16 protein-coding genes and 1 tRNA gene are annotated in these 18,645 nt (G+C 73.2%); 10 read left to right on the top strand and 7 right to left on the bottom strand.

Features of this window, described 5'->3' with window-relative positions:
- Positions 1-2: 2 nt before the first annotated feature.
- The 3 genes from C1N91_RS08510 to C1N91_RS08500 all read right to left on the bottom strand — a co-directional run bounded on the left by C1N91_RS08510 (position 3) and on the right by C1N91_RS08500 (position 2,449).
- Complete coding sequence (locus C1N91_RS08510) at positions 3-743, bottom strand: hypothetical protein (protein ID WP_137767383.1); 741 nt, start codon at positions 741-743, stop codon at positions 3-5.
- A gap of 144 nt (positions 744-887) precedes the next feature.
- On the bottom strand, positions 888-1,523 hold the full coding sequence (locus tag C1N91_RS08505; RefSeq protein WP_137767382.1) for a histidine phosphatase family protein: 636 nt from the start codon (positions 1,521-1,523) through the stop codon (positions 888-890).
- Complete coding sequence (locus tag C1N91_RS08500; protein WP_254678196.1) at positions 1,520-2,449, bottom strand: Sir2 family NAD-dependent protein deacetylase; 930 nt, start codon at positions 2,447-2,449, stop codon at positions 1,520-1,522. The genes C1N91_RS08505 and C1N91_RS08500 overlap by 4 nt, the downstream gene beginning before the upstream one ends.
- Before the next feature lie 50 nt (positions 2,450-2,499).
- On the opposite strand from C1N91_RS08500, the gene C1N91_RS08495 reads away from it, so the two are divergent.
- Entirely contained in the window at positions 2,500-3,327 is an 828-nt protein-coding gene (locus C1N91_RS08495; RefSeq protein ID WP_137767381.1) for a TrmH family RNA methyltransferase, read from the top strand.
- A 60-nt stretch (positions 3,328-3,387) separates the two neighbouring features.
- Here C1N91_RS08495 and C1N91_RS08490 read toward each other — a convergent pair whose 3' ends face one another.
- Both C1N91_RS08490 and C1N91_RS08485 read right to left on the bottom strand, forming a co-directional pair.
- Positions 3,388-4,962: an AtzH-like domain-containing protein gene (locus tag C1N91_RS08490; protein WP_137767380.1), complete on the bottom strand. Its 1,575-nt coding sequence runs from the start codon at positions 4,960-4,962 to the stop codon at positions 3,388-3,390.
- Entirely contained in the window at positions 4,959-6,149 is a 1,191-nt protein-coding gene (locus tag C1N91_RS08485) for an acetamidase/formamidase family protein (RefSeq protein WP_137767379.1), read from the bottom strand. Before C1N91_RS08485 ends, C1N91_RS08490 begins: the two co-directional genes overlap by 4 nt.
- Positions 6,150-6,308: 159 nt before the next feature.
- On the opposite strand from C1N91_RS08485, the gene C1N91_RS08480 reads away from it, so the two are divergent.
- Together C1N91_RS08480 and C1N91_RS08475 are read left to right on the top strand one after the other, a co-directional pair.
- Positions 6,309-7,640 (top strand): D-alanyl-D-alanine carboxypeptidase family protein, encoded by a 1,332-nt coding sequence (locus C1N91_RS08480; protein WP_175415965.1) that lies wholly within the window; start codon positions 6,309-6,311, stop codon positions 7,638-7,640.
- Positions 7,641-7,650: 10 nt separating this feature from the next.
- A complete protein-coding gene (locus tag C1N91_RS08475; protein WP_137767377.1) occupies positions 7,651-9,081 on the top strand; it encodes a serine hydrolase domain-containing protein in 1,431 nt (476 codons plus the stop codon).
- A gap of 35 nt (positions 9,082-9,116) precedes the next feature.
- Here C1N91_RS08475 and C1N91_RS08470 read toward each other — a convergent pair whose 3' ends face one another.
- The gene (locus tag C1N91_RS08470; RefSeq protein ID WP_137767376.1) at positions 9,117-9,908 is read right to left on the bottom strand and encodes an SGNH/GDSL hydrolase family protein; all 792 of its coding nucleotides are present in this window, start codon (positions 9,906-9,908) and stop codon (positions 9,117-9,119) included.
- Positions 9,909-9,931: 23 nt separating this feature from the next.
- Here C1N91_RS08470 and C1N91_RS08465 point away from each other — a divergent pair, with 23 nt between their 5' ends.
- The 7 genes from C1N91_RS08465 to C1N91_RS08435 all read left to right on the top strand — a co-directional run bounded on the left by C1N91_RS08465 (position 9,932) and on the right by C1N91_RS08435 (position 17,981).
- Complete coding sequence (locus C1N91_RS08465) at positions 9,932-11,089, top strand: acyl-CoA dehydrogenase family protein (protein WP_137767375.1); 1,158 nt, start codon at positions 9,932-9,934, stop codon at positions 11,087-11,089.
- A gap of 153 nt (positions 11,090-11,242) precedes the next feature.
- On the top strand, positions 11,243-12,493 hold the full coding sequence (dinB, locus tag C1N91_RS08460) for a DNA polymerase IV (protein WP_137767374.1): 1,251 nt from the start codon (positions 11,243-11,245) through the stop codon (positions 12,491-12,493).
- Between the two features lie 164 nt (positions 12,494-12,657).
- Positions 12,658-14,457, top strand: coding sequence for a DEAD/DEAH box helicase (locus tag C1N91_RS08455; RefSeq protein WP_137768739.1), 1,800 nt, complete (start codon positions 12,658-12,660; stop codon positions 14,455-14,457).
- A complete protein-coding gene (locus tag C1N91_RS08450; protein WP_137767373.1) occupies positions 14,454-14,663 on the top strand; it encodes a hypothetical protein in 210 nt (69 codons plus the stop codon). The genes C1N91_RS08455 and C1N91_RS08450 overlap by 4 nt, the downstream gene beginning before the upstream one ends.
- A gap of 87 nt (positions 14,664-14,750) precedes the next feature.
- The gene (locus C1N91_RS08445; RefSeq protein WP_137767372.1) at positions 14,751-16,079 is read left to right on the top strand and encodes an NAD(P)/FAD-dependent oxidoreductase; all 1,329 of its coding nucleotides are present in this window, start codon (positions 14,751-14,753) and stop codon (positions 16,077-16,079) included.
- Positions 16,080-16,248: 169 nt separating this feature from the next.
- The gene (locus C1N91_RS08440) at positions 16,249-17,388 is read left to right on the top strand and encodes a zinc-dependent alcohol dehydrogenase (RefSeq protein WP_137767371.1); all 1,140 of its coding nucleotides are present in this window, start codon (positions 16,249-16,251) and stop codon (positions 17,386-17,388) included.
- Positions 17,389-17,399: 11 nt separating this feature from the next.
- Positions 17,400-17,981: a hypothetical protein gene (locus C1N91_RS08435; protein ID WP_254678195.1), complete on the top strand. Its 582-nt coding sequence runs from the start codon at positions 17,400-17,402 to the stop codon at positions 17,979-17,981.
- Between the two features lie 401 nt (positions 17,982-18,382).
- Here the strand turns inward: C1N91_RS08435 and C1N91_RS08430 are convergent.
- A tRNA-Leu gene (locus C1N91_RS08430) sits at positions 18,383-18,468 on the bottom strand.
- Positions 18,469-18,645 lie beyond the last annotated feature (177 nt).

The raw sequence follows: 18,645 nt of genomic DNA, 5'->3' as shown, positions 1-18,645 counted from the left end.
CGTCAGGTCGACTGCCGCGAGCTGACGTCGGCGCCGGGGAACACCGCCTGCGTCTCGCGCTGTGCGACGTCCATGATCGCCGCGAGGGCCTCGCCGGTGCCGCCGGTGACGAGTTCGACGCGTTGTGCGTCCGCCGCGTCCTTCGGAGTCTCCGATCCCCAGTCGCACCGCACGCCCACGACGCCTCCGATGGCCGCGACCGTCCGAGCGACCTCGAGCCGCTGACGCGTGACCTCGGCGTCCGTCGTGACCCCGACCGTGAGGGTGTCGAGGTGGACCTCCGCCGACACGACCACCCCGTTGCCGTCCGCGTCGGCGGCCGCAGCGCTCAGCGCCCGGACGAGGTCGACCTGTTGCCCGGCCGACAGGCCCGGTGCCGCGTCGACCACGGCCGACACCCGGTAGGCGGCCAGTGAGTCGCGGGTGGTCTGTTCGTCACGGACGGCGCTGACCCCCGGCACGGCTCCGGCCGCGCTGCGGAACCGGTCGAGCGCTGCCTGCGGTCGGGGGAACACCCCACCGACCCCGGTCTGGACGCTGCCCACGATGACCGAGAGCACCAGGGCGATGACGACGCCGACCGCGACGAAGGCCAGCGTGATGACGGTGCCGCGTCGGACCCGTTGGCCGATCGACGGAGTCGCGACCGAGGCCGTCTCCGGACCGAACGCGCGGTCCAGGTCGTCCTCCGGTCGTGCACCGTCCTCTGCCGGGCCGTCGGTCGCCGGTCCCTGGTTCGTCACGGCTCCTCCTCGCGCACGGGTGCGAGCACCACCGGGCGGTGGTCAGGTCGCCCGTGGACCGGAGCCTAGTCCGGGCAGTGCGAAGCCATCCCCCAGGCGCGGTGACGGTCCGGTAACGGTCCGAGGAGCGCGGCCGGCTGCGCCCTACCGGCGCTCGAGCGGGTTCTGCTCCGCGAAGGACTCGTCGCCGGTCTGCTCGGAGACGTCGTCGAGCGGGTCGTCGAAGCGCACGAGCTCGGCGCGGAAGCGCTCGGGGTCCCAGCGGAACGAGTGCACGGACCCGTTCCGGATCGGTGTCGTCCACCGGTCCGCCGTCCCGGGAGCGGCGGCGTTCACGACGGCACGGATGACGGCGCCGTGCGTCGCGACCACGACCGATCCGGCGTCGAAGCGGACGGCGATCTCGGCCAGGGTCTCGGTCGCGCGCTCCAGGAGCGCGGAGCGGGACTCGCGTCCGGGGATCACGTCGTCGGGGTACCGGCGGGCCACCTCGGTGTCGGTGAGACCCTCGGCCTCGCCGTACGAGCGCTCTGCGAGTCCCGGGTACGTCGTCGGCTCCGGGAGCCCGAGGTGGCGCGCGATGATCGCGCCGGTCTCGAACGCGCGGGACAGCGGCGAGGCGACGACCGCGTCGAAGCGTCGGCGGCCGAGGAGCAGCGCGGTGGCCGCGGCCTGCGAGCGCCCGGTGTCGTTCAGGGGGATGTCGGTCGAGCCCTGGATGCGCCGCTGCGCGTTCCAGTCGGTCTCGCCGTGCCGGACCAGGGTGAGGAGCGTCGTCACGCGTCGATCCTGCCAGAGCGACCAGGAGCGGACGCCTCTCGAGCGACCGGCGCAGCGCCCGACGACGGAGCGACCGGCGCGGCGTCGGACGGGACCAGCCGTGCGGCCAGCGCCTCGAGCGTCTCCGTCGTGCCGGCGTCGAGCTTCGCCGCGGCCCGACGGTCGCTGCGGGTGGCGCCGCGGTTCACGATGACGACCGGGTGCTTCCGCCTGGTGGCGTGGTCGACGAGCCGGACGCCGGAGTTCACGGTGAGCGACGAGCCCACGACGAGCAGCGCGTCGGCGTCCGCGACGATCGAGACGGCCTCGCGGAACTTCTCGGCGGGCACGAACTCGCCGAAGAACACCACGTCGGGCTTCAGCACACCGCCGCACACCGAGCAGTCGGGCACGCGGAACCGTTCGACGTCGGTGATCTCGACGTCGCCGTCCGGCTGGAGCTGCACGGTGCCGGGGTCGTCGATCCACGGGTTGTCGCGGTCGAGCACGGCCGCGAGGTCGGCGCGGGAGAACACCTGTCCGCAGGTCAGGCACACCGCGCGGTCCATCGATCCGTGGATCTCCACGACCCGTCGCGACCCGGCGCGGAGGTGCAGGCCGTCGACGTTCTGCGTGACGACGCCGGTGACGATGCCCGCGTCCTCGAGGGCGGCGAGCGCCCCGTGGCCGGTGTTCGGTCGTGCGGCGGCGAAGGTGCGCCAGCCGAGGTGCGACCCGGCCCAGTAGCGCTGCCGCTTCGCGGGGTCCGAGCGGAACTCCTGGAACGTCATCGGCTTCCGCACGACGCGGCCCGCGCCGCGGTAGTCCGGGATGCCGGAGTCGGTGCTGAGCCCGGCGCCGGAGAGCACGGCGACACGCTTGCCCGCCAGGAGCTCCACGACGCGGTCGAGCTCGTCCGTCGTCGGGTCGGTCAGCACGTCGTCCACGGTACCCTCAACAGCCGAACGCCCAGCCGCCTTCCCACGAAACGAGCCCCGTGCACCCCGTCCGCATCGACTCCCTCGACGACCCCCGCCTCGACGACTTCGCCCGGCTCACCGACGTGGCGCTCCGCCGGGTCATGGAGCCGGAGGGTGGGCTCTACATCGCCGAGTCGAACACGGTGATCGAGCGCGCCGTCCGCGCGGGGCACGTCCCGCGGAGCGTCATCGTCCAGGAGAAGTGGCTCGACAGCGTGCTGCCGCTCGTGGCGGAGCACGAGGGCCCGGTGTTCGTCGGGCCGGACGCACTGCTCGAGGACCTGACCGGCTTCCGGATGCACCGTGGCGCCCTCGCCGCGATGCACCGCCCGCAGCTGCCGTCCGTCGCCGACGTCGTCCGGGACGCGAAGGTCGTCGTGGTGCTCGAGGACGTCGTCGACCACACGAACGTGGGCGCGGTGTTCCGGAGCGTCGCCGGGCTCGGAGCGGACGCGGTGCTCGTCAGCCCGCGGTGCGCCGACCCCCTCTACCGCCGCAGCGTCCGGGTGAGCATGGGCACGGTGCTCCAGGTGCCGTGGACCCGCATCGGCGAGTGGCCGGCCGCGGGCGAGGAGCTCCGCGCCCAGGGTTTCCACCTCGCCGCGATGGCCCTCACCGACCGCTCGGTCGACCTCGACGCGTTCGTCGCCGACGTCCCCCAGCGGGTCGCGCTCGTGATGGGCACGGAGGGGCAGGGCCTGACCGACGCCGCCATCGCGTCGGCCGACACGACGGTCCGCATCCCGATGGCGCACGGCGTCGACTCGCTCAACGTCGCCGCGGCGAGCGCCGTGGGCCTCTGGGCGGTCACGCACGCGCAGCGCGCCGCGCGACCGTCCGCCTGACCCGTCCGGCGCTCGCGCAGGAGCTCAGGTCGCGCAGCTCAGGCAGCCCATGCGGACCGTTCAGGTCGTGCCGGCCGGGAGGCTCGCCCCGACCCCGTCGCGCAGCCACCGGTCCGCCGTGGTCGCCAGGGACCGGTCGGTGCCGGTCCCGCCCGTGAGGCACAGTCCGACGGGCGCACCGTCGACGGTGAGCGCGGGAGCGCTCAGCGACGGCACTCCGCCCACGCTCGCGAGCGCGGTCATGGTGGTGGTGGCGGTCCGGACCCGTTCGAGCTCCTCCGCGCTCGCCGTGAGCGACGGTGCCGGGCCGGGCGCGGTCGGCGCGACGAGCACCCGGTCGGCCAGGGCTGCGCGGATCGCGGCGCGGACGACGGGGAATCGCGTGTGGGCGGCCGCGACGAGCTCTGGTCCGTTCGCTGCGGCCGTGGCGAACCGGGCACCGACGACGTCCCCGAGCGCGCCCGGGTGCGCCACGATCCAGACCCCGTGCGCCGCCGTCGCCTCCGCACCCTGCACGAGCCGCAGGAGCTCCCGCAGCTCGTCGAGCGGCGGGATCCCGAGGTCGTCGAGGGTCACGACCGGCAAGTCGCCGGCGACCGCGCGGAAGGCGTCCTGCGTCGCCGGGTCCGCCGCGGCGAGGAGCTCGGCGAGCACGACGGGTGTCCCGGCGTCCGAGGCGCGGTCGGAGCCGTGCAGCACCGTGGCGTCGAGTGCCCTGACCAGCGTGTCGGCGTCCCGCGTCAGCCAACCGACGGTGTCGAACGACGGTGCGAGCGGCAGCAGCCCGGCGCGGTCCACGACGCCGTGCGTCGTCCGCAGACCCCAGAGCCCCTGGTACGAGGCGGGGATCCGGAGCGAGCCCGCGGTGTCCGTGCCGAGTCCGACGTCAGCAGCCCCGGAACGGACGGCCGATGCGGACCCGCTGGACGAGCCTCCCGGCACACGCGACGGGTCGGCGGCGTTCGGCGGGGTGCCGTGGTGCTCGTTGCGCCCGGTCAGGGCGTAGGCGAACTCGTCGGTGCGTGCGATGCCGCGGACCGACGCACCCGCGTCGAGGAGCGCGGCGACCGCGGCGGCGGACGCGGCGGCGGGCTCGGACTCCCGCAGGTACGTCGGGTTGCCCGCGCCGACGCGGTGACCGGCGACGGCGTACAGGTCCTTGACCGCCACCGTGGCACGGTCGAGGGGGCCGCTGCCGGTGGGCGGGAGGAGCGGGTCGCCGACGACGCGCCAGACCGTGGTGTCGAGGGGGCGCTGCCGGCCGGTGACGTGCGCCGCCTCGATGCGCCACGCCTCGGGGTCGCGGCGCCAGAGCTGCGTCTGCAGACCCGACCCGCCGTCGCGGAAGGCGGAGACCGAGACCACGAGCGCGAGGTCCTCGGCGAGCACGCGGACCTCGACGCGGCTCAGGTGCCGCGGCGCGATGCCCCCGCGCGTCCCGCGGAAGGCGCTGATCGCGTCGTGGCCCACGAGCAGTCCGCGGTCGTCCCCGCGGAGCGTGTCGGGCGAGCGGACGAAGGCGTCGTCGAGTGCGGCGAGGTCGTCGTCCGCGAGTGCCCGCTCGTAGGCGTCGAGGGCGTCGAGGAGCCCGGCGGGGACGGCCGGACCGCCGGTGTCGCGTGTCGCGGCGCTCACCGGACGTCCGCGAAGTCGGCCTTGCGGATGCGGGCGTGCGCCCCGGTGACCAGGTCGACCACCTGCGAGACGTCGAAGTCCGTGGCCGCGCTGACGTAGGCGTAGGCCAGGTGCGGCTCCATGCCGTACCGGGCGCCGAGGATCGCGATCGCGTGCCGGACGCAGGCTCGGACGGCCTCGTCGAGGTCGGGGTCGAGCCCGGTCGGCACCAGGTGCTCGTGCGTCTCGACGAGCGGCCAGACGAGGTCCCCGAACTGCTGCGCGGCCTCGGCGGCCGGCGTCACGTCGAAGCGCACGGTGGCGCGGAGCGAGGCCTCCATCGCGGTGAGCGCGACCTCGCCGTCGCCCTGCGCGAAGTGCGGGTCGCCGACGTACGCCAGCGCGCCGGGCACGAGCACGGGCAGGTGCAGCTGGGCGCCGACCTGGAGCAGGTTCACGTCGATGTTGCCGCCGTGGCGGCCGGGCGGCACCGAGTGCAGGCGTTCGCCGGGTGTGGCGACGCCCATGATCCCGAGGAAGGGTGCGAGCGGGAAGCGGGCGTACCGGTCGCCGCCCTCGGTGATCGGGATGCGCCCGCGGGGGCCGTCGTCGCCGGGCACCACGTCGGCGAAGACGCTGACGGTCGTGCCGTCGACGGGGTACTCGCCGTGCAGGGCCCCGCGGCCGTGCCGGTTCGACACCACGCCGTACGGGACGCGCGGGAGGGTCTCGAGGACGGTCATGGTCAGCACGTCGCCCGGTTCGGCGCCCTCGACGGCGATCGGTCCGGTCACGACGTGCGGACCGTCCTGCTCGGGGTGACGGCGACCCGTCCTGGCGATCGCGACCGCGTCGGCGAGGACGTGCTCCGGCGGGACCCCGTGGCGACCGAAGAACGCGACCGGGTCGCTGCCCTGGTCCGGAAGGAGTCCCTCGTGGCTCACCGTGTCGATGGTCAGGTCGTCGCCGGGGGCGAGCGTGACGACGGGGCGGTCGTCGCCGCTCGGGAGACGACCCCAGAGCACCTGGTCCGCCTCGGCCGGCAGGTACCGGGACGAGCGGACGGGCCCGGTCCCCGGCTGGAGCACGGTCGCCGTGCTCGGCTGGCTCGGCCGGCGCGGAGACCTGGTCGTGCTCGTCGGGTCGCCGCTGGGCGGCGCGGTGGTGCGGTCGCCGTGCGTGGCGCCCGGGGTGGTTCCGTGGTGCATGTCCAGCACGCTAGGGGCAGCCCGACACCGGGCGGGTGCCGGAGCGCGATGTTTTACGTGTTCGTCACACGGCGAGCGCGACCGTGGCCTGCGGGCCCGTGCCGCCGCGCGGCACGCTGTCGGCCGGCATCCCGGGACCGCCCGGTACCCTCGGTTCCCGTGCCCCGTACCGCTCGCAGCCCCCGCTCCGCCGTCCGGAGGCCCGTGACGATCGGCGTCGTCGCGGTGCTCCTGCTCGCCGTCGGGTACCTGGTTGCCGTCGCGGTCGTGCCGTTCGCCCCGGCGAGCGCATCCACGACGAAGTACTCCGCCCCGACCTCGACGCTGCCGGACCTGCGGTTCCCGGGCTACGGCGCGACCGCGGTGCAGGCGACCGGGTTCCCCGAGAGCCTCCGCACGAGCGGCGACTCGAAGCCGCGGTCCATCGCGAGCATCACGAAGGTCGTGACGGCGCTGGTCGTGCTCGACGCGAAGCCCCTCGGCCGCGGGGAGTCCGGGCCGACGATCCGCTTCGACCCACAGATGCAGGCGCTCTACGCCGAGTACCTCGCGCAGAACGGCGAGGTCGCCCCGATGCCGGACGGGCTGCAGCTGTCCGAGTACCAGACCATGCAGGTCATGCTGATGAAGTCGGCGAACAACTACGCCGGTTCCCTGGCGCTCTGGGCCTTCGGGTCGATGGACGCCTACCAGCGCGCGGCCTCGGCCTGGCTCGACGAGCACGGCCTCGACGACACGACGATCCACGAGCCGACGGGTCTCGACCCGGCGAACCAGTCGACCGCGACCGACCTGGTGCGCCTGGGACAGCTCGCGCTCGCGGACCCGGTCGTGAAGGAGATCGTGGGCACGCAGCAGGTGACGGTGCCGGGTGCCGGTCAGATCGAGAACTCGAACAAGCTCCTCGGCCTCGACGGGATCGAGGGCATCAAGACCGGCACGCTCGACCAGGCGGGCGCCTGTCTGCTCTTCGCCGCCACGTACCAGCGCGGCGGACGCCAGGTCACCGTCGTCGGGGTGATGCTCGGCGGCAAGGACCACCCGTCCCTCGACGTCGACGTCCGCACCCTGCTCCGCTCGGTCGCCGACAACTTCCAGGTGGTCACGCTGACGCACGCCGGGCAGACCTTCGGCACATACTCCACGCCGTGGCACGACGACGCCGACGCCGTGGCCGCTCAGGCATCCGAGGTCCTGGTGTGGGGCGACACCACGGTGACCGCGCGCACCCGGCTCGACAGCCTGACCCTCGGCGAACGGGGGGAGCGGGTGGGGACGGTGCGGTTCACGATCGAGCACCACGACCCGGTGACCGTGCCACTCGAGCTCGAGCGCTCCATCGAGGACCCGGGCCTCTGGTGGCGCTGGACGAACCCCTTCCGCGGCGTCGAGACGACCACGGCCGCCGGGCCGGGCCCAGCCGCCGGACCGACCGCAGCCGCCGGGCCGGCCTCCACGGCGTCCACGGAGCGCTGGGGGCTCGCCGCGTAGGCTCTGCCGCGTGACGACGACGTTCCCGCGCAGCACCCCGTCCGCACTCGGCATCGACGCAGGCGGGATCGCCGCGTTCCTGGACGCCCTCGAGTCGACCCCCGACGTCGAACCGCACAGCATCGTGCTGCTGCGGCACGGTCACCTCGCCGCCCAGGGCTGGTGGGCGCCCTACGCCGCCGACCGCGTGCACCTGCTGTACTCCCTCAGCAAGAGCTTCACCGCGGCCGCAGTGGGCATCGCCGTACGCGAGGGACTCGTCGACCTCGACGCCACAGTCCTGTCGTGGTTCCCGGAGCTCGACGCGGACGTCACCGACGACCGCAGCCGCCGGATCCTGGTCCGGCACCTGCTCGCGATGGCGTCCGGACACCGCGAGGAGACCCTGCAGCGGGCCGAGGCCACCGACCCGGAGGACCTGGTCCGCGGGTTCCTCCTCACCCCGCCGGACGAGGAACCCGGCACGGTGTTCGCGTACAACCAGCCGTGCACGTACACGCTCGCCGCGATCGTCCGTCGGGCCAGCGGCGGGTCGCTCGTCGACTACCTGCGCCCGCGCCTGCTCGACCCGCTCGGCATCGACGACCTCGCCTGGAAGCGCGACGACACCGGTGCCGAGCTCGGCTTCAGCGGCGCCTACGCACCCACGTCTGCCGTCGCCGCACTCGGCCAGCTGTACCTGCAGCGCGGCGTGTGGGACGGGCAGCGCATCCTCGACGAGGACTGGGTCGACGCCGCGACGAGCACGCAGGTCGAGAACCCCGACGAGGAGAACGCCGACTGGCGCCAGGGCTACGGCTTCCAGTTCTGGATGGCCCGGCACGGCTTCCGTGGGGACGGCGCCTACGGCCAGTTCTGCGTGGTGCTGCCCGAGCAGGACGTCGTGCTCGCCCTGACCGGACAGTCGCTCGACATGCAGGCAGTGCTCGACGCCGCCTGGCAGCACCTGCTGCCGGCGATCGCGCAGGACGGCGGGGCGCCCCACGAGGGTGCCGTGGACGCCTCCGGGGCGGACGCCGGCCTGGAGGCTCGACTCGCCTCGCTCGCGCTGCCGCCGGTGCAGGGCGGTCGCCTCACCGATGGTGTGGCCGGCTCGTACGAGTCGGACGGCGTGCTCGAGGGGCTCCGGCTGGAGCCCGACACCGACGCCGGGACCGACGCCGGTGGCGCTGCCGGAGCTGCCGCGTGGCGGCTGACCGTCGACGTCGACGGCGGACTGCTGTCGTTCCCGGTCGGTCAGGGGGAGTGGGCGGTCGAGGGACCGCTCGCCGCGAGCGCCGCGACCGCTGCCGACGGCGTCGTGCAGGTCCTCGTCCGGTTCGTCGAGACCCCGCACGCCGCTCGGCTCTGGCTCGACCCCGCGACCGGCACGGCGTCGGGGGAGTGGGTCACCCAGCCCCTGCACGACGGTCCCCTGACGCTTCGTCGCCCGGTCGCCTGACGCTGCGCCGGCCGTCCGCCTGACCGGAGCCCGCGTCAGGGCGTGTCGGAGGTCCCGGCGACGGGCTGCAGGTCGGGACGCTTCGCGCTGATGCCGTCGCCGGACGAGGTGTGCCTGAGGCGACGCACGACCCAGGGGACGAGGTACTCACGCGCCCACCCGAGGTCCTCGACGCGGGCCTCGCGCCACGGCCGCGGCTCGAGCGGCTCCGGCGTCACCGGGTCGAGTCCGTGGTCGACCTCGAGGGCGTCGAGGACGGCGGCGGCGACCGTCGCGTGCCCGGTCGGCGAGTGGTGCAGCCGGTCCGGCGCCCACATCCGGGGATCGCGGAGGACCCGGAGCGCCCACATGTCCGCGACGAGCGCGCCGTGCTTCAGGGCGATCGCGTGCAGGTTCTCGTTGTAGATCGCCGTCTTGCCCCGCACCATGCCGAGCACCGGGGTCATGCCGACGTCCGGGCCGGTGAAGAGCACGACGGTCGCACCGCCGCTCCGCAGGCGCTCGACCATGCCGTCGAAGCGTTCGGCGAGCTCGTCGGGGTCCGAGCCCGGGCGGATGATGTCGTTGCCGCCGGCGGAGACGGTGACGAGGTCCGGGCCGAGGGCGAGGGCCGGCTCGACCTGCTCGTCGACGATCTGCCCGAGCAGGCGCCCGCGGATCGCCAGGTTGGCGTACGAGAAGTCGTCGGTCCGTGCCGCGAGGACCTCGGCGACCCGGTCGGCCCAGCCGCGGTGTCCACCCGGCACGGTGGGGTCGGGGTCGCCGATCCCCTCGGTGAACGAGTCACCGATCGCGACGTACCTGGACCACGCATGACGAGCTGACACGCCTCCGACCGTAGTCTCGTCGCATGACGTTGGTCGACGAGCCCGGGTGGACGCTGCCGCAGGACGTGCTCGAGCGGATCGCCGCCCGCGCACCGCGCTACGACGCCGAGAACGCGTTCTGCGCCGAGGACCTCGAGGACCTGCGCGCGGCGGGCTGGCTCCGGATCGGCGTGCCGGTCGAGCAGGGCGGCGCGGGGCTCGGCCTCGCCGCGACGAGCACCCTGCAGCGGCGGCTCGCACGGGCCGCGCCGGCGACCGCGCTCGGTCTCGGGATGCACCAGGTGTGGGTGCAGGCGGCGCGTGCCGTCACCGCGCGGGGTGGGTCGTTCCTCCAGACCGTCACCGACCACGCGGCGGACGACCACCTGCTCGCCTTCGGGGTGAGCGAACCCGGCAACGACGCCATGTTGTTCGACTCGTCGACGACGGCGGAGCCGGACGGCGACGGCGGCTACCGGTTCACCGGCACGAAGGTGTCCACCTCGCTCGCACCCGCGTGGGACGTGCTCAGCGTGTTCGGCAAGGACGCCAGCGGACCGGAGCCACGGCTCGTGCACGGCTTCGTGCTGCGCTCGGACGGCGACGTCGAGCACCTCGACGACTGGGACACCCTCGGCATGCGCGCCACCCAGAGCCGCACGACGCTGCTGCACGGCGTGCACGTGCCGGCGTCGCGGATCGTCCGGGTGCTCCCCGTCGGTCCGACGCAGGACCCGCTCGTCTTCGGGGTGTTCGCGGCCTTCGAGCTGCTCGTGGCGTCGGTCTACGTCGGGATCGCCGAGCGGGCGCTCGAGCTGGCCGTCGAGGCGGTCTCCTTGCGACACGGGCGCGACGGGGTGCCGCGGTCGCAGGACCCGGACGTCCGTCGCGCGGTCGCGGACGTCCGTGGCGCCGTCGACGCAGTGACGCTGCAGGTGTCGTCGCTCGCGCGTGCGGTCGACGAGGCCGACGACCTCGGCGCTCGCTGGTTCCCGCTGCTCGTGGGCACGAAGGCGCGGACGGTGGACGCGGCGCAGCACGTCGTGGACGAGGCGCTCCGGCTCGCCGGCGGGTCGGGGTTCCGTGCGACGTCGGAGCTCGCCCGGCTCGCGCGGGACGTGCGCGCCGGGCAGTACCACCCGTCGACGCGGGACTCGGCGGCGCGCACGATCGCGGCGGCGGAGCTCGGACCGCTCGCGTAGGGCGGCGCGGCCGATGCCCGCCCGGCACCGGGTCTGCGACGTCGCACGCGTCGATCGACGCGTGCAACGTCGGACAGTGCGCGCGCAGTGTCGCCGGCGCCCGCCCGGCGCCCGGTGCCGCCGGGTGTCGGTGGCACGTGGCATCATCGCCGGGTGAGCAAGCAGGACGGACGCAACCGGCTCGTCTCCGCGCAGCCGGTCGACGACGTGACGGCGACGGTCCTGCACGTCGACATGGACGCCTTCTTCGCCTCCGTCGAGCTGCTCGACCGACCGGACCTGCGCGGGCTCCCCGTGATCGTCGGACACGACTCCGACCGCTCCGTCGTCACGGCCGCCACCTACGAGGCCCGGCGCTACGGCGTGAACTCAGCCATGCCGATGGCCGTGGCGAAGCGACGCTGCCCGAACGCCGTCATCGTCGAACCGCACTTCGAGAAGTACGCGGCGAAGTCGGCGGCGGTCATGCGGGTCTTCGGACAGTTCACGCCGAAGGTCGAGAAGCTCGGCATCGACGAGGCGTTCCTCGACGTCGCCGGGGCGCTGCGGCTCTACGGCACCCCGTGGGAGATCGGCACGGCGATCCGTGCGGCGGTGCTCCGCGAGACCGGACTGCACTGCTCCGTGGGGGCGGCCTCGACGAAGTTCGTCGCGAAGCTGGCGTCGAGCCGCTCCAAGCCGGACGGGCTGCTCGTCGTGCCGGCGGAGCACACCGTGGCGTTCCTGCACCCACAGCCGGTGTCCGCGCTGTGGGGCGTCGGCGGGACCACGCAGGAGAAGCTCGAGCGCCGCGGCATCCGCACCGTGGGTGACCTCGCCCACACGCCGCTGCCGTCGCTCGTCGCCGCCCTCGGGCCCGCCGGCGGACAGCGCCTGCACGACCTGTCCTGGGGGCGGGACCCGCGCGTGGTCGACACGGGCGTCAGCGAGAAGTCGATCGGGCACGAGGTCACCTTCGGCCGTGACCTGACCGAGCGCGACGACGTCGCCCGCGAACTCCTGCGCCTGGCCGACAAGGTCGCCGTCCGCCTGCGCCGGGCCGACGTGCAGGCGCGCACCGTGGCGCTCAAGGTCCGCTACACCGACTTCAGCACGCTCACGCGCTCCCGCACGCTCGCCGAGCCGACCGACGTCGCCAAGCGGCTGCACCACGAGGCGGTCGAGCTCTACGACGTGCTGCACCGCCCGGGCAACCGGATCCGGCTGATCGGCGTGCGGGGCGAGAACCTGGTGCCGGCAGCGGCGAGCAACGCCCTGTGGGACGACGACGCGCCGTGGCGCGAGACGGAGGCGACGGTCGACGCGGTGGCCGCGCGCTTCGGCGCCGGTGTGCTGCGGCCGGCGTCGCTGGTGCGCGGCGCGCCCGAGCAGCGTCCGCCGCACGCCCGGCAGGACCGCGCCTGACGGTAGGATCGTCTGAAGTGAGCGCAGCGGAACACGACGACCAGCAGCAGCCCGCGACGCTGTGGGGCGACACCCCGGACGGCGTCGACCAGGCGACGCGGGAGCACCCCGCGGCCGGTGACGAACCGGCCGCGCCGACCGCTGCCCGTCCCCACGACGAGGCCGTGGTCCAGGCGGAGAACGCCGGCAACGCGGCCGCCGAGCACCTGTCGCCGGCGTTCCCGGAGCGTGCGGCGTGGGGCACCGCGTCGAAGCTCCGTGCCTGGCAGGTCGAGGCGCTCACGAAGTACTTCGAGACCGAGCCGCGCGACTTCCTCGCGGCCGCGACCCCCGGCGCCGGCAAGACGACCTTCGCGCTCCGTCTGGCCACCGAGCTCCTCGCCCGGGGCACCGTCGACCGCATCGTCGTCGTGGCGCCGACCGAGCACCTCAAGCGGCAGTGGGCGGACTCCGCCGACCGCGTGGGCATCCGGATCGACCCGATGTTCAAGAACGGCGACGGCATGTTCGGGCGCCACTACCAGGGCGTGGCGATCACCTACGCCCAGGTCGGCATGAACCCCGAGGTGCACCAGCGGATCACCGAGGGTGGCAAGACGCTCGTGATCCTCGACGAGGTCCACCACGGCGGTGACGCCCTGACGTGGGGCGACGGCATCCGCGAGGCCTTCACGAAGGCCACGCGGCGTCTGTCGCTCTCCGGGACCCCGTTCCGGTCGGACACCGCGCCGATCCCGTTCGTGCAGTACGCCCCCGACGAGCAGGGCATCCGGACCTCGATCTCGGACTACAACTACGGTTACGGTCGCGCGCTCAAGGACGGCGTCGTCCGACCCGTGCTGTTCATGGCCTACGCCGGGCAGATGCGCTGGAAGACGCGCATGGGCGACGAGATGTCCGCGTCCCTCGGCGAGCAGGTCACGAAGGACATCACGGCACAGGCCTGGCGGACCGCACTCTCACCCGAGGGCGAGTGGATGCCCGCCGTGCTCTCGGCGGCCGACAAGCGGCTGACCGAGGTCCGTCGCGGTGTGCCGGACGCCGGTGGCCTGGTGATCGCGACCGACACCACGACCGCGCGCGCCTACGCCCGCATCCTGCAGCAGATCACCGGCGAGCGACCCACCGTGGTGCTCTCCGACGAGGCAGCCGCATCGAGCCGGATCCAGGCGTACTCCGAGGACACCTCCCGGTGGATGGTCGCCGTCCGCATGGTGTCCGAGGGCGTCGACGTGCCCCGGCTCTGCGTCGGCGTCTACGCCACGAGCGCGAGCACCCCGCTGTTCTTCGCCCAGGTGATCGGCCGCTTCGTCCGGGCCCGTCGTCGCGGCGAGACCGCGAGCGTGTTCCTGCCGAGCGTGCCCGGCCTGATGGCGCTCGCTGCGTCCCTCGAGCTCGAGCGCGACCACGCCCTCGACCGGCCGAAGGACAGCGACGACGGGATGTACAACCCCGAGGACGCCATGGTCGCCGAGGCCAACAAGGAGGACCGGGCGTCGGAGAGCCTGCTCGAGGTGCAGCCGTTCGAGGCGCTCGACTCGCAGGCGTCGTTCGACCGGGTGCTCTACGACGGCGGCGAGTTCGGTACCGGGGGCGAGGTCGGCTCGCTCGAGGAGCTCGACTTCATCGGCATCCCGGGCCTCCTCGAGCCCGACCAGGTGCGCGACCTGCTGCGGGCGCGCCAGGCGTCGCAGGCGAAGCGCTCCAAGGGCCGCGCCGCGAAGGACGGCATGCCGAAGCCGAAGCAGGACGACGCGCGCCCGATGTACCAGACGCTCAAGGAGCAGCGGACCGAGCTCGCACGACTCGTGTCGATCTGGTCTCGGCACGCGAACGAACCGCACGGCGCGATCCACGCCGAACTCCGTCGGATCAGCGGTGGGCCCGCCGTGGCGCAGGCGAGCATCGAGCAGATCCAGAAGCGCATCGACGTCCTCCGCTCCCGCATCGGCAACCGACGGTGATCGAGCCCGTCGACGACCGGACGTGGCTCGTGAAGCGCACGCCGGAGTCGTCGCCCGAGGCGATCATCGACCGCTTCGGCGGCGGGTACCGCCTGCGTCGGTTCTCGCTCACGGAGTCCCGCCGCACCCAGCACGGTGTCTACACGGGTCCTGAGCTGGCCGAGACCGCCTGGTGGCGCCTGCGGGACCGTCCGCGCGGACGGTGACGACCGAGTGGCTGATCCGGTTGCGGGGCGCGGACCGGGCGGCGCGGCTTGGTGACGTGCGGGCGCAACTTCCGGTAGACCGGGTGCATGGCAGACTCCATCCCTCACGTCCTCGTCCTCGGCGGCGGTTCCGCCGGCTACACCACGGTCAAGCAGCTCCAGAAGCACGCCGCGACCGTGCCGATGCGGATCACGCTGGTGGACCAGAACACGTACTACACGTACCTGCCGTTCCTGCCGGAGGTCGCGGGCGGCCACATCGCCCCGAAGGACGTGACCTTCGAGCTCCGTCGTGCGCTCAAGAAGACCCGCGTCATCCAGGGCAAGGTCACCGGCATCTCCTCGAAGGACAAGACGGTCTCGATCGCCACGGCCGGCGGTGACGACCGCACGCTCGGCTACGACCAGCTCGTCGTCGCGCTCGGCTCGGTGACCCGCACGTTCCCGACCCCCGGGCTCGAGGAGTACGGCGTCGGCTTCAAGACCGTCGAGGAAGCTGCCTACGTCCGCGCCAAGCTGCTCGACAACATCGCGAAGGCCGCTGCCACCCGCGACGAGGACGAGCGCCGCCGTCTGCTCACGAGCATCTTCGTCGGCGGTGGCTACACCGGTGTCGAGGCGATCGGTGAGCTCTTCGACGTCTCGCAGGCCGCCATCAAGACCTACCCGTCGCTCGCCGGCGAGCAGCCCCGCTGGGTGCTCATCGACGCGCTCGACCGCGTCGCTCCCGAGGTCGGTCCGGAGCTGTCGAAGTGGACCCTCGAGTCGCTCCGCGCCCGTGGCATCGACGTCCGCCTGAAGACCACCATGCCGAGCGCCGAGGGCGGAGTCATCAAGCTCTCCGACGGCGACGAGTTCGCCGCCGGTCTGCTCGTCTGGACGGCCGGCGTCAAGCCGAACCCGCTCCTCGACGCGTCCGACCTGCCGCGCGGTCCGAAGGGCCACCTCGCCGCGAACGCGAAGCTCCAGGTCGAGGCCGAGGACACCCACGAGGTCGTCCCGGGCGTCTGGGGTCTCGGCGACGTCGCGCAGGTCCCCGACCTGACCGCCGAGAAGCAGCCGGCCTACTACCCGCCGAACGCGCAGAACGCCGTCCGTCAGGCCGTCGTCGCCGCCGACAACGTGGTCGCCACGATCACCGGCAAGCCGCTCGAGGAGTACCGCCACCCGTCGATCGGCACCGTCGCCTCGTACGGTGTCGGCAAGGGCGCGGCGAACATCAAGGGCGTCAAGATGACGAACCTGCTCGCGTGGATGGCCCACCGCGCGTACCACGTGTACGCGATGCCGACCCTGAACCGGAAGGTCCGGATCGTCATCGGCTGGATCACCGGTGCGGTGTCCGGTCGCGATGCGACCTCGCTGATCAAGGAGACCGACCCGCGACGCAACTTCGTCGAGGCCTCCAAGAGCTGACGTCACCACACGACGGACGGGAGGCGCGGTGCCGGACGGCACCGCGCCTCCCGTCCGTTCTGCCGTGCGGCCATCGCTCGCTGCGCGCGTTCTGCACAGATCACGCGGTCCTGGGTCGGCACGCACGGCACCGCGGTGACCGTGGGGGTCACGAGCGAGAGGAGCGCCCATGCGTGCCATGACCTACCGCGGACCGTACCGGGTCCGCGTCGAGGAGAAGCCGGACCCCCGGATCGAGCACCCGAACGACGCCGTCGTCCGGGTCGAACGGGCCGCCATCTGCGGTTCCGACCTGCACCTGTACCACGGGATGATGCCGGACACCCGGGTCGGGCACACCTTCGGCCACGAGTTCATCGGCGTCGTCGAGGAGGTCGGCTCCTCCGTCGCGAGCCTGGCGGTGGGGGACCGCGTGATGGTGCCCTTCAACGTGTACTGCGGATCGTGCTGGTTCTGCGCGAGGGGACTGTTCTCGAACTGCCACAACGTCAACCCGAACGCCACGGCCGTCGGCGGGATCTACGGGTACTCGCACACCACGGGCGGGTACGACGGCGGGCAAGCGGAACGCGTCCGGGTGCCGTTCGCCGACGTCGGACCCTCGGTGATCCCGGAGTGGCTGAACCCCGAGGACGCCCTCCTGATGACCGACGCGCTGAGCACCGGCTACTTCGGGGCGCAGCTCGCCTCGATCCGCGAGGGCGACACCGTCGTCGTGCTCGGTGCCGGTCCCGTCGGGCTGTTCGCGGCCCGGTCGGCGTGGTTCATGGGCGCCGGACGGGTCATCGTCGTCGACCAGCTGGAGTACCGGCTCGAGAAGGCGCGCACCTTCGCACACGCCGAGACGATCAACTTCGCCGAGGTCGACGACGTCGTGCTCGAGATGAAGCAGCAGACCGACTTCCTGGGCGCGGACAGCGTGATCGACGCCGTCGGTGCCGAGGCAGACGGCAACGTCACGCAGCAGGTCACGACGTCGAAGCTGAAGCGGCAGGGCGGGTCGCCGACCGCGCTCAACTGGGCGATCGACGGTGTCCGAAAGGGCGGGACGATCTCGGCCGTCGGCGCGTACGGGCCGATCCCGAGCGCGGTGAAGTTCGGCGACGCCATGAACAAGGGCCTGACGATCCACACGAACCAGGCGCCGGTGAAGCGTCAGTGGCCGCGGCTGCTCGAGCACATCCAGGCCGGGCACTTCCGCCCGAGCGACATCATCACGCACCGGGTCCCGCTCGAGCACATCGACGAGGCCTACCACCTGTTCTCGTCGAAGCTCGACGACTGCATCAAGACGGTGATCGTGCCGTGAAGGAGACACCCGTGACCGACCACACGCCCTACGTCGCCGATCCGCCCCGCCGGGTGCCGGCGTCGGCCGAGCTCCGCGAGCGCATCCCCGGGTGGGCGAGCGACCTCGACCTCGCCGACCGGCCCTCGGTACCGAAGCTGTCCCGCGAGGTCGGGCTCGACTCGGGCGCTTACTGGGACGTCCCGGAGCAGCAGCCCGGCGCCCAGGGCCGTGAACGCTCGATCGAGCACGCCCACGTCACCCCGGTGTTCGGGACGGCGCAGCCGCTGTCCGGGCTCGCCGGGGTCGTGAAGCGGTACGCCTACCGACGCTTCAGCGAGGGGCGGCTGGCGCATTGGTTGCTCCTCGTGCTGGGCGACCGGATCGACGTGGCGACGCACCGGGTGACGGACGCGTTGCGTGGCCGCCCGGACCGGGTCGTGCACGAGACCGGGTGGCGCGCCGAGCTCGGCAACCGGCCGGTCGCGTCACGCCTGACTTCGTCGCGACGGGACTGGCGGCACCAGCTGCTCGACCCGGTCGTCGCGAACTGGGGGTGGCTCGCCGCCCTCGGCGGCGTGGTGCTGCTCGTGCGTCGCCTGCGGCGGCGCTGAGGCGTCCGCGGGCGGTCGAGGGCGAGCCGCGTCGGCCCCGGCCCGTCCCGACCACGCTCCGGACGGGAGGCACGGTGCGACCCCGCCCCGTGCCTCCCGTCCGGCGACGCGTCGTGCGTTCGCGTCGCGGCTAGATCGCACCGCTCCTGCGACACGACCGCTGTCGTTCGACAGCGGCAATGTCGCACGATGCGCACGCACCGAGTGGGGTGCATGGAATGCGACAAGACGGCTGTCGTTCGACAACGGCGATGTCGCAGCATGCGCACGCACCGGCCACGAGCGCAGCGAAGTGGCCGCACGGAGGCGGCGTCGCCCTGAGCGCAGCGATGGCAATGCTCGCCGGGAAGCACGAACGAGAAATGCCCCTGACCGACAGGTCAGGGGCATCCCATTTCTTGTGTCCGAGGGGGGACTTGAACCCCCACGCCCTAATACGGGCACTAGCACCTCAAGCTAGCGCGTCTACCAATTCCGCCACCCGGACAGGGTGATCATTCACTTGTTCGGCTGTCGTTCCGGGCTGTTTCCCCGGCGTTCCTGCCGAGAGAAGACACTAGCACGGCTCTGAACGCGCGATGAACACGGGCGTGCATCCCGGGCGAGTCCCGCGGCACGACGGGGGAGCAGGGGGGGGTGCGAGCCCGGCCGTGGCGCGGGCTGC

Source organism: Curtobacterium sp. SGAir0471 (assembly GCF_005490985.1).
Lineage (GTDB): Bacteria > Actinomycetota > Actinomycetes > Actinomycetales > Microbacteriaceae > Curtobacterium.
This window is presented reverse-complemented; position numbering and strand designations above follow the sequence as displayed.